The 14,517-nt window shown below is 63.9% G+C and carries 16 protein-coding genes; 11 read left to right on the top strand and 5 right to left on the bottom strand.

Annotated elements, in window-relative coordinates; genetic code table 11:
* Positions 1 to 40: 40 nt before the first annotated feature.
* Genes L288_RS24535 through L288_RS24525 form a run of 3 tightly spaced genes read right to left on the bottom strand, consistent with a single transcriptional unit; the run spans position 41 to position 3,266 of the window.
* Positions 41 to 1,009, bottom strand: coding sequence for a phosphotransferase family protein (locus L288_RS24535; protein ID WP_201766624.1), 969 nt, complete (start codon positions 1,007 to 1,009; stop codon positions 41 to 43).
* Positions 1,010 to 1,020: 11 nt separating this feature from the next.
* Positions 1,021 to 2,307: a phosphopyruvate hydratase gene (gene eno, locus L288_RS24530; RefSeq protein WP_021236774.1), complete on the bottom strand. Its 1,287-nt coding sequence runs from the start codon at positions 2,305 to 2,307 to the stop codon at positions 1,021 to 1,023.
* Entirely contained in the window at positions 2,304 to 3,266 is a 963-nt protein-coding gene (locus L288_RS24525) for a C-terminal binding protein (RefSeq protein WP_021236773.1), read from the bottom strand. Before L288_RS24525 ends, eno begins: the two co-directional genes overlap by 4 nt.
* Positions 3,267 to 3,473: 207 nt before the next feature.
* On the opposite strand from L288_RS24525, the gene L288_RS0121155 reads away from it, so the two are divergent.
* The 4 genes from L288_RS0121155 (at position 3,474) to L288_RS24515 (ending at position 7,984) form a co-directional block, all read left to right on the top strand.
* Positions 3,474 to 4,619 carry a LacI family DNA-binding transcriptional regulator gene (locus L288_RS0121155; protein WP_051209598.1) on the top strand — a complete coding sequence of 382 codons (1,146 nt, stop codon included), beginning with the start codon at positions 3,474 to 3,476 and terminating at the stop codon, positions 4,617 to 4,619.
* Between the two features lie 58 nt (positions 4,620 to 4,677).
* Positions 4,678 to 6,156, top strand: a complete 1,479-nt coding sequence (locus L288_RS24520) for an aldehyde dehydrogenase family protein (RefSeq protein ID WP_041207675.1) — start codon at positions 4,678 to 4,680, stop codon at positions 6,154 to 6,156.
* 19 nt (positions 6,157 to 6,175) lie between these two features.
* On the top strand, positions 6,176 to 7,222 hold the full coding sequence (locus L288_RS0121150; protein WP_084465590.1) for a dihydrodipicolinate synthase family protein: 1,047 nt from the start codon (positions 6,176 to 6,178) through the stop codon (positions 7,220 to 7,222).
* An 87-nt stretch (positions 7,223 to 7,309) separates the two neighbouring features.
* Positions 7,310 to 7,984, top strand: a complete 675-nt coding sequence (locus L288_RS24515; RefSeq protein ID WP_021236769.1) for a 4-carboxy-4-hydroxy-2-oxoadipate aldolase/oxaloacetate decarboxylase — start codon at positions 7,310 to 7,312, stop codon at positions 7,982 to 7,984.
* A 59-nt stretch (positions 7,985 to 8,043) separates the two neighbouring features.
* Here the strand turns inward: L288_RS24515 and L288_RS24510 are convergent, their stop codons facing one another.
* A complete protein-coding gene (locus tag L288_RS24510) occupies positions 8,044 to 8,247 on the bottom strand; it encodes a hypothetical protein (RefSeq protein WP_021236768.1) in 204 nt (67 codons plus the stop codon).
* 126 nt (positions 8,248 to 8,373) lie between these two features.
* Between L288_RS24510 and L288_RS24505 the strand changes: the two genes are divergently transcribed.
* From L288_RS24505 to L288_RS24490, 4 genes are all read left to right on the top strand, one after another.
* A complete protein-coding gene (locus tag L288_RS24505; RefSeq protein WP_051209602.1) occupies positions 8,374 to 8,994 on the top strand; it encodes a peptidylprolyl isomerase in 621 nt (206 codons plus the stop codon).
* A gap of 78 nt (positions 8,995 to 9,072) precedes the next feature.
* A complete protein-coding gene (locus L288_RS24500) occupies positions 9,073 to 9,813 on the top strand; it encodes a DUF72 domain-containing protein (RefSeq protein WP_021236766.1) in 741 nt (246 codons plus the stop codon).
* A 332-nt stretch (positions 9,814 to 10,145) separates the two neighbouring features.
* On the top strand, positions 10,146 to 10,532 hold the full coding sequence (locus L288_RS24495; protein WP_030538307.1) for a gamma-glutamylcyclotransferase family protein: 387 nt from the start codon (positions 10,146 to 10,148) through the stop codon (positions 10,530 to 10,532).
* A 65-nt stretch (positions 10,533 to 10,597) separates the two neighbouring features.
* Positions 10,598 to 11,518 (top strand): dienelactone hydrolase family protein, encoded by a 921-nt coding sequence (locus tag L288_RS24490; protein WP_021236764.1) that lies wholly within the window; start codon positions 10,598 to 10,600, stop codon positions 11,516 to 11,518.
* Positions 11,519 to 11,529: 11 nt separating this feature from the next.
* Here L288_RS24490 and L288_RS24485 read toward each other — a convergent pair whose 3' ends face one another.
* A complete protein-coding gene (locus tag L288_RS24485) occupies positions 11,530 to 12,066 on the bottom strand; it encodes a peroxiredoxin (RefSeq protein ID WP_031303809.1) in 537 nt (178 codons plus the stop codon).
* A gap of 75 nt (positions 12,067 to 12,141) precedes the next feature.
* On the opposite strand from L288_RS24485, the gene L288_RS24480 reads away from it, so the two are divergent.
* The 3 genes from L288_RS24480 (at position 12,142) to L288_RS24470 (ending at position 14,489) form a co-directional block, all read left to right on the top strand.
* The gene (locus tag L288_RS24480) at positions 12,142 to 12,735 is read left to right on the top strand and encodes a hypothetical protein (protein WP_236612994.1); all 594 of its coding nucleotides are present in this window, start codon (positions 12,142 to 12,144) and stop codon (positions 12,733 to 12,735) included.
* A 40-nt stretch (positions 12,736 to 12,775) separates the two neighbouring features.
* Positions 12,776 to 13,846, top strand: coding sequence for a DNA replication/repair protein RecF (gene recF / locus L288_RS24475; protein WP_021236761.1), 1,071 nt, complete (start codon positions 12,776 to 12,778; stop codon positions 13,844 to 13,846).
* Positions 13,847 to 13,952: 106 nt separating this feature from the next.
* Complete coding sequence (locus L288_RS24470; protein WP_021236760.1) at positions 13,953 to 14,489, top strand: CHAP domain-containing protein; 537 nt, start codon at positions 13,953 to 13,955, stop codon at positions 14,487 to 14,489.
* The last annotated feature ends 28 nt before the right edge of the window (positions 14,490 to 14,517 follow it).

Raw genomic sequence — 14,517 nt, 5'->3', positions numbered from 1 at the left:
TTTCAGGCCGCCATGCATTGCGGTCATGATCGGGGAAAAACTATAACAGAAGCAATGCGATCGACTCCTGGATAGTCTTGGGACTGGCCAGCAGCACCCCGCGCGCGCAATGGCGAAGAGTGCCTTGCTGGCCATTATCCAGATATTCGACCGGCGATTTCCCGTCGATGCGAGCCAGGACAAGCGCTGGCAGCAGCATGGCGGCCCGCGCGGATAACCGTTCGGGCGATTCCCAATTCACATGGCGAAAATAGCGCTCCACCAGCAGCCGGGCGGCCGTGGTGATTTCATGGCCGGGGCCGTCCAGAACCTTCGCCTTGATGATGAGATGAGTGAGGCAAAATGCGAGGTCGAACGCCGGGTCGCCGAACCACGCGACTTCCGCGTCGAGCAGGACAGGACCATCCGGCCCCGCCAGAATATTCTTCGGAGACACATCGCCATGAACCAGCGCGAGCTTGGTTCCAGCCGTCTGCCGCACAAGCCCGGTCAGAATGTCCGAAAGGTCGTCATGGACGCGAGCCGTTGCCAGAAAATAGGCGTCCAGCCTCAACGCATGGAAATTGGCATCGGTGGCGAAGCGATCCGGCAGGCTTGGGTCGACCGCGCTTGCGGCATGGATCGAGCCGATCAGATCGCCGACCATTTCGGCGAAACCTGGGTCGGCCACGCCTCCCAGGAGCTGAGATTTCCAGAGGGGATGCGTGCCGGGCGGAAGCCATTCCATGGCAAACAGCCCGCGCGCGGGATCATGCGCCAGCGGCAGGGGCACCGAACCCGGACGAAGGGCCGAGACCGTCTGCATATAGGCCCATTCATAGGCATTGCGGCCCACATCGGCTTCCCAGTCCGCAGCGACACGAAGTTTCGCCAGCGCGCGCTTGACGCAGAATGTCCCCCGGCTCGTCGTCACGCGCCATATATCGGAGGATACGCCCCCGGCCAACGGCGTCCAATCTCCGCTCTCGCCGGGCGCGGCCAGGCCATTCTCCTCCAGGAAGGCTGTCAAGCTGCTCTCTGTCATCTTCCGAACGGCCCAATGGCTGAAGTCCCTGCCCAAGGCAGCCCCGCTTCCTCGATACGCAGCAGTTGATTATATTTCGCCATGCGCTCGGACGTGCGGACCGACCCGACCTTGATCTGCCCGCCCGCGGTCCCCACCGCTAGATCGGCGAGATAATCATCTTCCGTCTCGCCGGATCGCGCCGAGATCACCGTCGCATAACCCGCTTCCCGCGCCGTGCGGATCGCGTCGAGAGTGCCGCTGACGGTGCCATTCTGGTTCACCTTGATCAGCGCGGCATTGGCGGCCCCGCTCTCGATTCCGCGGCGAATGCGATCGGGCCGGGTTGCGAACAGGTCATCGCCGACCAGCTGGATGCGGCCCAGTTGCCGGGTCATTTCCGGCCAATTGTCCCAATCGTCCTCACCCAACCCATCTTCGATGGATATGACAGGATAGCGGCTGATCCACTCCTTCTGAAGGCCGATCATTCCGGCGCTGCTGTAGGAGCGTCCTTCGCGTCCGAAGACATAAGCGCCATCTTCATCGACCAGGGAGGATGAGGCGACATCGATCGCGATCGCGACATCCTCGCCCGCCCGCAGCCCCGCTGCCTCGAAACTGCGCAGCATCAGATCGAGTGCTTCGAAAGAGGTTGCGAAACCGGGGGATAAGCCGCCTTCGTCCGCCAGAAGCGTGGGCAGGCCCCGTTCGGCACAGATGCGCCCTGCGGCATCCCTGACCCGGCAAACCCATTGGAGCGCTTCGCCATAACTGCCCGCTCCCACCGGCATGACGAGGAAATCCTGCACATCCATGCCCCGCCCGGCATGCAATCCGCCCGACAGGATATTCACCATGGGCAGCGGCATGGCGGGCTCGGCTCCGGCGAGTTCGGCAAAACGCCGGTACAGGGGCTGGCGTCCGACGGCCGCGCTCGCACGCACCGCTGCGAGGCTCACGGCCAGAATGGCATTGCCGCCCAGGCGGCCAAGGTTGGGGGTCCCGTCCATTTCCCGCATCATGCTGTCGAGCTTCGATTGGTCGCTGGCGTCCATGCCGATGAGCGAAGGCGCGATCAGCTTGCGCACATTGTCGACCGCCTGCGCAACGCCAAGCCCGCCCCATGCATGGCCGCCATCGCGCAGTTCGACGGCCTCCGCCTTGCCGGTGGACGCGCCGGAGGGGACCGATGCCCGGCCGCTGTCGCCCGATGCGAGCGATACTTCCGCTTCCAGGGTCGGGCGGCCCCGGCTGTCCAGCAGCTGGCGCGCGTGAATCGCGCTGATGATGGTCGATGTCATTGATATGCCTTTGGGGAATTGCATGGAAACAGGGGATCGGCACCGGCCAGCACCCGCACGACTTCTTCCGCCGAACGGCGGCGCAGTTCGGAAAGAGAGGCCTCCGACGAAAAGGCGATGTGCGGGGTCACGATGACATCCGGGCGCTCGACCAATGCAGGCGGCGGGTGCGGTTCACCCTCGACAACGTCGAGCCCGGCGCCCGAAAGCCGCCCTTCCTCCAGCGCTGCGAGAAGCGCCTGACTGTCGACCAGCCCGCCGCGGCTGACATTGATGAGAAAGGCTCCCGGCTTCATCTGCCTGAGTTGCGCCGATCCGATCAAATGATGCGTATTCTGGCCGAGCGGCACATGCAGTATGACCACGTCGCTGCTGGCGAGGAGCGATGGCAATGTGCAAGGTTCGACATCGGCATCCGCAACGGCGCTCCGGCTGTTGACAAGCATCCTGCATCCGAACGCCTTGATCCGGCGGGCGGTCGCACGCCCGATCCGGCCAAAGCCGATGATGCCCACCGTCAAATCCGACACCCGCCGCAGCCGGGCGGCGGCCGGATTCCAGTGGCCAGCCTTGACCTCACGATCGAAAGCCACCGTACCACGAGCCCAGTCGAGAAGGAGCGCGACCGCGTGATCCGCCACTTCGCCCACGCAATAGTCCGGGACGTTCGCCACCCACGCGCCACGCCGGGTCGCCGCCGCCACATCGATATTATCCAGGCCAACGCCTACCCGCTGGACGATGCGCAGCCGGGACGGCGATCCGATCGCCTGGGCGGACACGTTCGCCCAGCAGGTCATGATCGCCTCCGGGTCGTACCGGGCGACAAGCTCCGCGATCGCCTCCGCTGGTTGAGGGACGGACGGACCGCTGATCAGGCGATGACCGGCTGCTTCGATCACGCTTCGCTCGATACTGTCGTCAGGCCAGGCATAGTCTGTCTGAAAAACTGTCGCCATGATCCCCTCCCGCCATGATTCAGGCCAAAAGGCGAAGCATGTTCGCCGCGATGCTATTTTTGGTAAGTGGCCCTGAAGTGCGGCGCGAAGCTTACGGTTTATGCTGCATCGGGCAAATCGCTTTGCGCAATAGTTCCTATCGCCCAGGCAGTTGGGCATGTCGCAGCGCCATCGGGCCTGTCATCTAACGTTCATGCATGTGGAACCTTGCAATATGGCTATGGCGCTTTTGCAATTGCATTCCTGATCCGTGACATCGCAAAAGACCGGCGAATGAACGAGCAGACGCGCGCCCCTTTGGAGGAACGATTGAACGAAAAGGACGAGGCAAGAAGCGCCAAGCGCCCGCGAATGACGGTGACGGATCTGGCGGCCCATCTGGGACTCGCTCATTCCACCGTCTCTCGCGCACTTGCGGGAAATTCACGCATCAGCCCGGAAACGCGCGAGCGGGTGAAAAGGGCGGCCGCCGAACTCGGCTACGTTGCCAATGCGGGCGCCCGTACCTTGCGCAGCGGGCGCAGCGGCATCATCGGCCTTGTCCTGCCGGACATCAGGAACGAATTCTTCGCGGCCGTAGCCCAGGGGCTGGCCGATGACTGCATCCACCAGAAACGGCAGATGGTGCTGGCTCTTTCATCCGACGACCCCGGCGTCGAAGCGGAGGTGGTGCGCTCGCTCCTCGAAAGTCAGGTTGAAGGTATTGTGATCGCCCTGTCGGCCAAGCCGCATAGGGAAACCCTGTCTCTCCTCAATCAGGTCTATTGCGTCCAGTTCCTGCGCCATCATCGCGCGCTGTCCCAGCCCGTGGTGACGGTCGATGCGGCTGAGGGGTCGCGGATGGCGACGGAGCATCTCCTCTCCCTCGGCCATCGAAAGATCGGATTTGTAGGACTGCCTTCGACGACCATGGCGGGCGCGGAGCGTCTGGCCGGATTTCGCGAGGCCTTCCGGCAGGCGGGCGTGGTGCATGATGCGGACCTTGTATGCATTGAAGCGGCCGGTGCGGATGCAGGCTATAGTCAGGTCGCGGCCTTTCTTCGGCTGCCCCAGCCTCCCACTGCCATTTATTTGTCTGCTGCGTCATTCGCGCCCGGAGGCATCCTGGCGCTCAACGAAGCAGGTGTGCGTATTCCGGATGATCTGTCGCTGGTGGTAACAGGCTCCTCGCCCTGGTACGAAACCTGGCCGGGCGGCCTGACTTCCATCAGCTTGCCGCTGGAGGAGTTCGCCCATGCTGCCTCAGCGATGATCCTTAAACGGCGTCATGAGGGCCCGCGTAGCGTACAGCCCTTCGTCAAACTCAACTATCAACTTGTGGTGCGCGGCTCCACGCGAGCGGTAAACCCCTAAACAATTTTCCCACGCAATATGCTTGACACGTTGAAGTCGCAAGTGCACACGTGTGCACATGAGCAAGAGCGTGCCTGTCATAGAGAATCGCTGGGCCGGTTCAAAAAACACTGAATATCTGAGAGTCATTGCCCCTGCCACGGGGCAGCCCCTCTGGGATATCGTGTGCTCAGATGAGCATGGGGTGGATGCGGCAATCCGCGCCGCGCGCAGCGCGTTCGAAAAATGGCGCTGGGTGCCCGCATTGGAGCGCGGGCGGATCCTCCGCGAATGTGCCGAGGCCATAAAGCCCTTCGCGAACGAGATTGCGGAGATTGAAAGCCAGGAAATGGGCAAGCCGGTCATCCAGGCGCACATGGACGTGCAGGTATTGATCGCATCCTTCGAATATTTTGGCGGACTTACTGCCGTCCTGCCCAGCCGCGCCCAGGATGTGGGGCATAGCTATTCAATGACGATGCTCGAACCCTTCGGAGTTATTGGTGGGATACTACCGTTCAACTGGCCGCCGATCCATACCGGCGCGAAGTCCGCGCCTGCGCTGGCGGTGGGAAATGCCGTGGTTCTCAAGCCGCCGGAACAGGCGCCGCGCACCATCATGCGCATCGTTGAAATTCTGAACACCGTTCTGCCCCCCGATTTGCTTCAGGTCGTGCCGGGCGGCCCGGACGTCGGCAAGGCGCTCGCCGCGCACCCTATGATAGCCAAGCTTTCCTTCACTGGAGCCAGTCCGACGGGCGTGCATGTGCTGAAGACGCTGGCCGACAATCTGACGCCCGCGATGCTGGAACTTGGCGGCAAGAACGCGCTGATCGTCATGGCCGACGCCGATCTTGACCAGGCGGTTCCCTATGCGATCGAGGGCAGCTTCTACAATTGCGGCCAAGCATGCACCGCGTCCTCCCGGCTTCTGGTCCATGCCGATATTCATGATGAGTTTGTGGAGCGGCTCGTCGCAGGCGTGAGCAAACTCAGGCTGGGGCCGCTCGCCGATGCGCTGACAACGGTCGGGCCGCTCGCCAACCATGGGCAGCAACGCAAGGTGCTCGACTTCATCGACGTGGCGCAAAAGGAGGGGGCGGCGATCGCCTTTCAGGGCGAACTGCCGTCCGATCCCGCCCTTGCCGCAGGCGCATGGGTCCGGCCCACGGTCATCACCGGCGTCACCCGTGACATGCGCGTCGCGCGGGAAGAGATTTTCGGCCCCGTGGTCGCGGTGATGCGGTTAGGCAGCATGGAGGAAGCGGTCGAGATCGCCAACGACACGCCTTATGGCCTTGTCGCGGGGGTGTTCAGCGGCGACACGGCGCAAGCGCTCGCCATCGCCCGGCGTTTGTCGGTCAGTTCCGTCTTCATCAACAATTATCACCGCACCTTCTTCGGCACGCCCTTCGGCGGCACGAAGCATAGCGGCTTTGGCCGGGAACATGCGCCTGAGACGCTAAGCGAATACGGCTTCACCAAAAGCTATCGCTTCCCAAGCGGCATCGGAGAAATGCCGCATTGGGCTGGGTCCATTTCTTCTTCCAACTCATGAACATCAGGAGGTAACTGTCATGGTTAAGACTACACAACTGTCTTCAAAGGATATCAAGGGCGTAATCGCCTATATGCCGACCCCGGTGAGGACGGATATCGTCATCGATCGGCACGCCAAGGACGTTCTGAACCTGGACGAAGCGGCCCGCGCGGCGGACGTCCTCATCAAGGATGGCGCGACGGGGATCTGCCTCAACGGCACCTTCGGCGAACTGCCTTCGCTGACCTTCGAGGAGATAGTGGACCTTACCCGCGCCGTCGTCGAATCCGTGAACGACCGGGTGCCGGTCTTTGCGGGGGCGACGACGCTTAACACGCGCGACACCATCAAGCGGGTGCGGGCGTTCCGTGAGGTGGGCGCGCATGGCCTGAACATGGGGCGGCCGATGATGTCGGCCATGTCAGACATAGCGATCGTCCAATATTATAGGGATATCGCCGAGGAGTTTCCCGACATGGCGATCTTCCTTTACGATGACATGCAGGCCTTCAAGCGCCCCATCACGACTGAAGTCTATGCCGAACTCGCGAAGATCCCCCAGATTGTCGCATGCAAGTACCGCACGATGCTGGTTCTGGGGCAGCCCATCGCCAACAATTATGCGAACGACATGCGGGCAGTCGACGGACGTATCAAGCTGCTCACCCATGAATATGACTGGTGGATTTCAAACAAGCTGTTCGACATGGACGCGATCTGGTCCAGCAGCATTTCCATGGCCCCAGGCCCGATCATGGCCATGCAGGATGCGATCCTGGCCAAGGATTATGCCAAGGCAGAGGTCATTCGCGCCGACATGCAGTGGGCATCGGAAGGCTTGTTCCCCAAGACGGGCATCGACGACTGGCATGTGTCCAAGATCCCGGCGATGAAGACGCGTATTCATACCAGCGGCTACATCAAATGTGGCCCTGCGCTGCCACCCTATCATGTCGCTCCCGAAGAACGCTTCGAAGCCGGGCGGGCAGCGGGAATGCGGGATCGCGAGATGCACAAGAAATATCCTCACAAGACCATGCGGCAGGCGGAAAGCGCCGTGCGAGAGGTCTCCACGGCCGCCTGACGGCCACTGGCCATTTCCCGGGTGCGGCTTAAGCATCCGGGATTTTTTCGCTGATCGGCGCTACAGCAAGGGGAGGCACCTGTCGTCATGGCCGGAACAGTGATTTCCGACATAGAACGCGCTGATCCTGACGTGATCGACGGCCTTGCGGCGTGCGGCGTATCGACGATCTACGAGGCGCAGGGACGGACAGGCCTGCTGGCCAGCACGTTACGCCCGCTTGTCGCCGGGACGCGGATTGCCGGCAGCGCGATCACCATCTCATGCTCGCCGACGAGCAATCTGATGAACCATGTCGCCCTCGCTTATGCGCGTGCTGGCGACATAATATTGATCGTGCCCGACAGCCCCAGCGATATTGCCTATGCCGGGGACCTGTTCGCGGCGGCGGCGCTGGCTCGTGGTTGCCGCGGCCTGATCGTTGACGCCGCGGTCCGTGATGTCCGCGACCTGCGCGAACTGGGGTTGCCGGTCTGGTCGCGATGCATCTCGCCGCACGGTCCATCCACCCTCGATTTGGGCAACGTCAATGTCCCGGTGGCTTGCGGTGACGCCTATATACGGCCGGGCGACATTCTGGCCGCTGACGATGACGGCGTCTGCGTCATCCGGCGGGAAGATGCGTCCCACGTCCTCGCCCAGGCGCGGGCCCGCCAAGAGGACGAACATAAAAAACGCACCGCCTTGCTCGGCGGACAGCCGGGGCTGGACCTGCATGGATTGAGAACCTTGCTCGCGAGCAAGGGTTTGAACCTGCCCTGATCGCCGGGAGGGCATCTGCTCTGCGCCAGGAATCATGGCGGAAGCATGCTCCCAATGAACTATGCTGGCCCCGAATGGCACGGCAGCAAATCAGGGGGCCTGCCCGCATCCGTGCTTTTCATCGCCACCCGTCCCGGATCGAGCATGTTCCGATCGCCGGTCGGCTTGGCTGTATCTATCGATGACAGGGTGGACTTCCACAGCCGGAACTGCTCAAGGATCAGTCGCAGCTCAGCCGCCTGGCGCGTGAGTTTGTCCGCCACTCATCCTGTTCACCGATACGGAAAGCATCTTTGGTTCAGCGATCATATTCCCCTCTTGCAGCCTGTTTCCTTCCGCTGCGCCGCGCTGTTCTTGCCTTCTTTTCCCTTCTGCTCGCCTGTTCCGCCATGCCTGCGCTGGCGCTGCCCGCCAACCGGCCGGCGCCTGGCTATACGCGTGTGGCGATCGAGACGTCCGCCGGTACGATCGTGGTGGCAGTCGATACGGTTCGCGCGCCGCGCACTTCGGCCAACTTCCTCACCTATGTCGATGATGGCCGCTTTGACGGGGTGACCTTCTACCGCGCGGCGCGGCGTAAGAGCGATCCCAAACTGGGGCTGATCCAGGGCGGGATCGACACGGATGCCCGCCGGTCGCTGCCGCCCATCCCGCACGAGCCGACCACGAAGACGGGCATCCGCCATCTGGACGGGACGATCTCCATGGCGCGGCCGAACCGTCCCGATTCGGCGATGGGCAATTTCTTCATCACGCTGGGCGCGACGCCCAATATGGATGCGCGCGGCGACTATATCGGCTATGCCGCCTTCGGCCATGTCGTCGCTGGCATGGATGTCGCGCGCAGGATATTGTCGCAGCCGACCTGCTGCGGCTCCGGGCCGATGCGCGGGCAGATGATAGTGAAGCCGGTCACGATCATCCGCGCACGCCGGATCGACGGCACGCCGCGCCCCAGCCGGGGCGTGAAGCCGTGGCTGATCGGGGCGCGGCGCAAGCCAGCCTCCTGATTTTCCCGCGCGGCGCCGGCGATTTCCTCTGTTCCTGATGGCGGTTGCCGGTCAGGATGGGCCGCAGGAGGCGCGGAGATGGCTGGAAGGATCAGGGTCGGCATCGGCGGATGGACATATGAGCCATGGCGCGGGATCTTCTATCCCGATGGACTGCGGCAAAAGGACGAACTCGCCTATGTGGGGCAGCATCTCACCGCGACGGAGATCAACGCCACCTATTACGGTACGCAAAAGCCCGCGACATTCGCCAATTGGGCCAAGGCAGTGCCGGACGGATTCCAGTTCGCCGTCAAGGCCTCGCGCTTCTGCACCAATCGCCGCGTGCTGGGAGAGGCGGGCGAGTCGATCGCCAAGTTCGTCAACCAGGGCATTGTCGAACTGGGCGACCGGCTGGGGCCGATCCTCTGGCAATTCATGCCCACCAAGACCTTCGATGCGGAGGATTTCGGCGCTTTCCTGAAGCTGCTTCCGGCCAAGGCCGCTGGCGTTCCGCTCCGCCACGCTCTGGAAGTGCGGCATGAAAGCTTCGATGATCCCGACTTCCTGACGCTCGCCAGGGATGCGGGCGCGGCGGTCGTCTTTGCCGACCATGGCAGCTATCCCGCGCTGCACGGGCATGATGTCGGCTTTTCCTACGCGCGGTTGATGCGCACGCGGGAAGAGGAACCCACGGGCTATTCTCCCAAGGAAATCGCAGGCTGGGCGGCTATGGCGCGGGAGCAGTCGGCGCATGGAGACGTCTACGCCTTTTTCATCAGCGGCGCGAAGGTGCGCGCCCCTGCGGCAGCCCAGGCAATGATCGTGGCTTTGGGGTAACAGTAGCTGTTGCATTTGCTGCAACTGCGAAGGCGGCCTTTGCGATTGTTACGAATCGAAGACATGCGCATATGCCCCCTTGCCGAAGGGCGAAAAAACAAGATGATCTTTGCAGGATAAACAACATGCGACACACTGTTCAGGGCGTTGCGCTGATGGTTGCAGTCGGCGCTCAGATGCTGACCTTCTACTCGGTGCTCTTTGCCTAAGCGAATATTCGCTTCACCATGCTCCCTCATCATGGGGGAAATCAAAAAGGCCGCCCAGCTTCAGATCAGGGCGGCTTTTTTAATGCCTGCGATGTTTGGTTCGGCCAAGTTGGGGCCGGTCTGATGCATTACCCTTTTCTCTTCGTCTACGGCACTTTGCGCCCCGGATGTGATGGCCCGGAGGCGCAGTGGCTGATGTCGGTCGCGCATCATGCCGGTCCAGCGGCCGCGCGGGGCAGGCTCTACCGCGCCGGCGATTATCCCGGCTTCGTGCCCGGCCCGGACGGCGTCGTCGCGGGCGATCTTTTCCTGCTGCCGGACGATCCGGCCGTGCTGAACCGGATCGATGAATATGAGGAATGCGCCGCCCATTTCCCCCAGCCCTGGGAATATCGGCGCGAGCGGCTGACCGTCCATGCGGGCGACGGGCCTGTGCAGGCGTGGGCCTATGTCTATGCGCGTGACGTGAGTGCGCTCCAATGGATCGAGAGCGGCGACTTCCTGCGCTGACCCGGCTTGCGCTCCTATACTGAGCGCGTAGGGTGCGAAGCGGGGGATCTTCTGGAGAGAGCGCGATGACGATCGACACGCAGGATCAGCCCGGCCCCGAACGCTTGCCCGACGACCGCAACTGGATCGGCTCCACGGGCCTTGACCGCCGCAAGCTGCTCGCCTCGGGCGCTTTCGCCGCTGGTTTCGCCGCCGCCTGCCGCCCCGTGGCGAGCAGCGCGGTGCAGACCACGGGGGAAGGATTGAAGGAGGAGCGGGTGACCATCCCCGCGAGCGGCGGCTTTGCCATGCCTGCTTTCGTGGCGCGTCCCCAGGCGGCGAAGGATGCGCCGGTGATCTGCGTCGTGCATGAGATTTTCGGCGTCCACGAATGGATTCGCGACATATGCCGCCGCTTCGCCCGGCAGGGCTATTATGCCATCGCGCCCGACCTGTTCGCCCGCCATGGCGACGCGAGCAAGATTTCGGACTTCAAGCAACTGATGAGCGGGATCGTGTCGAAAACGCCCGACGATCAGGTGCTGTCCGACATCGACGCCACTTATGGCTGGGCCGCCGCTCATGGCGGCGACGGCAGGCGGCGGGGCATTACCGGCTTCTGCTGGGGCGGGCGGATCGTGTGGCTTTATGCCGCGCATAGCGCCGCGCTCGATGCTGGCGTCGCCTTTTACGGGCGGCTGGTCAGCGACAGGACGGCGTTGCAGCCGCATCGCGTGATCGATGAGGCGGCCGCGTTAAAGGCACCGGTGCTCGGCCAATATGGCGCACTGGACAAGGGCATTCCGCTCGCCGATGTGGAGGCCATGAAGGCTGCGCTCAAGAAGGCGGGCAAGTCGCCGCCCAGCGACATCACCGTCTATCCGCAGGCGGACCATGGCTTCATGGCCGACTATCGCCCTAGCTATGATGAAGTGGCGGCCAAGGCGGCATGGAGCGCCACGCTGGACTGGTTCGGACGATATGTGAAGGGCGGCAAGCCGGGCTGACGCCGCCCCGGCTATTTGCCCGTCATCGCCTGCACCGCGGCCAGGGTGCTTTTCACATGCCCGCTATAGTTCATCTCACTGTGAACGAAGGCGATGCGGCCGCTCGGCGCGATGACGTAGGAGGTGCGGTCCGTGACATTGGGCCGCATCTTCAGGGCGACGTCATAGCCCGACACGATGGCCGGACCGGCGGAGGCGACGGCGAACTTGCCCGCGCATTCCTTGGTGGAAAAGGCCACCAGGTCGTCGACGGTATCGGTCGACATGCCGATCACGGTCGCCCCGGCCTTTTTGAAATCGTCGATATGCTGGGCGAATTCCCGTGCTTCGGCGGAACAGCCGGGGGTGAACGCCTTGGGGAAGAAATAGAGCACGACCGGCCCGCGCTTGAGCTGGTGCGACAGCGTCAGGGTGAAGGTCTTGCCCGCCATCGCCCCGCGCGTGGTGAAGTCGGGCGCCTTGGCGCCGACGGCGAGCGCGGCCATGGCCCCATTCGATCCCAGAGCCGCCACCGCGAGGGCCAGCGGCGCCATCATCCATTTCCTCATCGGCATTCTCCAGCTAGGTAAGGGGCCGTGCAACCATCTCACGCCCTTGATGAGCCTAAGCCAAGCCGCATGCAAGTGCGCAACGGAGATGCCGCGCGCGGCCGCCGCCCATATGCCGGAACCCTCCGCCGCATCGCCGGTTCATTACGGATGCGCCTGCTTCCCGCCCTGCCCCTGCTGCTGCTGGCCGCCTGTGACCAGGGGGACAGTGGCAAGCCCGGCATGTCGACCAACATTGTGGAGGAGCAATCCTCCTATGACGTCAGCAACCTGACGCCTGCGCAGGATGAGAGCCTGAGGCCCGGCAACGCCACCGCATCCCCCGGAAACGAAACCGCGCCCGCCCGGCCGCGCGAGCAGCAGGAAGCATCCGCGCCCGGAACGATCCCGGCCGCATTGCGCGGGCACTGGACCGGGGTGAACGACGCATGCGGCGACCGCTCATCGGACCTTGAACTGACCGTCACTCCCAAGAGCCTGATCTTCCACGAAAGCGTCGGCACCGTGACCGATGTCGCGCCGGGGCCGGACGGGCGGGTTCGCGTCACCGCGTCTTTCACGGGCGAAGGCGATAGCTGGACGCGGAAGGTCGAACTGCGCCCCTCCGCGAACGGCCGGGAACTCACCATGATCAATGACGGGGCGGCGGTGACGCGCAAGCGTTGCTGAACGGCTTTCCGTTTTCCACCGCGGCGGCTAGAGCGGGCCGATGATCGGCCGCCTGACATTAAGCGATTTCCGCAACCATGCGGACGCGCTGATCGTTCCCGATCACGCCTTCATCGTCCTGACCGGCGAAAATGGCGCGGGCAAGACCAATATATTGGAAGCCGTTTCCATGCTGGCCCCCGGCCGGGGCCTTCGCGGCGCTGCCTTGCGGGACATGGCGCGGCAGGACGGCGCGGGTGGCTTCGGCATCGCCGCGGAAGTCGATGGCGTGATGCTGGGCACGGGTGTCGCGGCGGGCGCGCCGGACCGGCGGCAGGTGCGGATCGGCGGAGTGGCCTCGTCCGCCAATGCACTGGCCGATCATCTGGCGATTGCGTGGCTGACCCCCGCGATGGATCGCCTGTTCATGGACAGTCCGGGCGGGCGGCGGCGCTTCCTTGATCGTCTGACGCTGGCGCTGCATCCCGGCCACGCGGTGCACAGCGCCCGCTACGAAGCCGCCATGCGCGCGCGCAACCGGCTGCTGACCGATCCCAGGGCGGCGGACCCCGCCTGGCTGGCGGCGCTGGAAGCGCAGATGGGGGAGCATGGGGCGGTGCTTGCCAGCGCGCGGGCGGACATGGTCGCGCGGCTGAACGCGGAGCTGGCGGTTCAGCCCGGCCAGCCCTTTGCCCGCCCGCTGCTGGACATGATGCGGGAGGAGGGGGCCGATGAGCCGCTTGCGCCCCGGCTTGCCCGAGAACGGCGGCGCGATGCGGCGGCTGGCCGCACATTGTCGGGCCCGCACCGGCATGACCTGGCCGTCACCCATGCGGCAAAGGGGCAGGCGGCGGCGCTCTGTTCGACCGGGGAGCAGAAGGCGTTGCTGCTGTCCATCCTGCTCGCCCATGCCGCTTTGGTGGCGGCGCAACGCGGCCAGCCGCCCGTTCTCCTGCTGGATGAGGTGGCGGCGCATCTTGATCCCATGCGCCGCGCCGCCTTGTTCGACCGGCTGAGGGCAACGGGCGGACAGGTGTGGATGACCGGAACGGAAGCCAGCCTGTTCAGCGATCTCGCCTCCTCCACGCGCCTCACTGTTTCGGCGGGCCATGTACATGGTTCCGCAGATTAACGCGCTTCCGTAACAGTTCGTCGCCCCGGCCTTTTCCTCCCGCCGCCCATCTGCACAAGGGGGCGCACAGGGTCGATAAGATCAAGAATTCGGGGGCACTTCTTTCATGGTCAGCGGTTTTCGGGCGCTTGTTGCTGCGTGGACGCTTGTTCTTGGCGCGCTGATCGCGACCCCCGCTACCGCAGGCGTGCTGCAATGCGCGCCCTACGCCCGTCAGATTTCCGGCATCTCGCTTTACGGCAATGCGAACACCTGGTGGAGCCAGGCGGAAGGGCGCTATGAACGCGGCAGCCAGCCGCGCGCGGGCGCGGTGCTGGCCTTCGCGGCGAGCCGTTCGATGCCGGTCGGCCATGTCGCCATGGTCAGCCGCGTCGTCAGCGACCGCGAAGTGCTGCTGACCCATGCCAACTGGTCCTATCGCGGCGGCATCGAACGCGATGTCCGCGCCATTGACGTGTCGCCGAACAATGACTGGACCGATGTGCGGGTATGGTACGGTCCGACCGGCGGACTGGGCCTGCGCTCCAACCCGGCCAAGGGGTTCATCTACCCGAATGAGGCGCCCGCCCCAGCACCGGCCAAGGTGCAGATCGCGATGGCGTCCACCATCGCCGGTGCGGACGCTGGCCGGGATGCTTTCTGATCCGTTAGCCTTTTCATAAGGACCACCG

This window comes from Sphingobium quisquiliarum P25 (genome assembly GCF_000445065.1).
In the GTDB taxonomy this organism is placed as follows: domain Bacteria; phylum Pseudomonadota; class Alphaproteobacteria; order Sphingomonadales; family Sphingomonadaceae; genus Sphingobium; species Sphingobium quisquiliarum.
The sequence above is the reverse complement of the archived record's forward strand: the minus strand, read 5'-3'. Positions and strand labels throughout refer to the sequence as shown.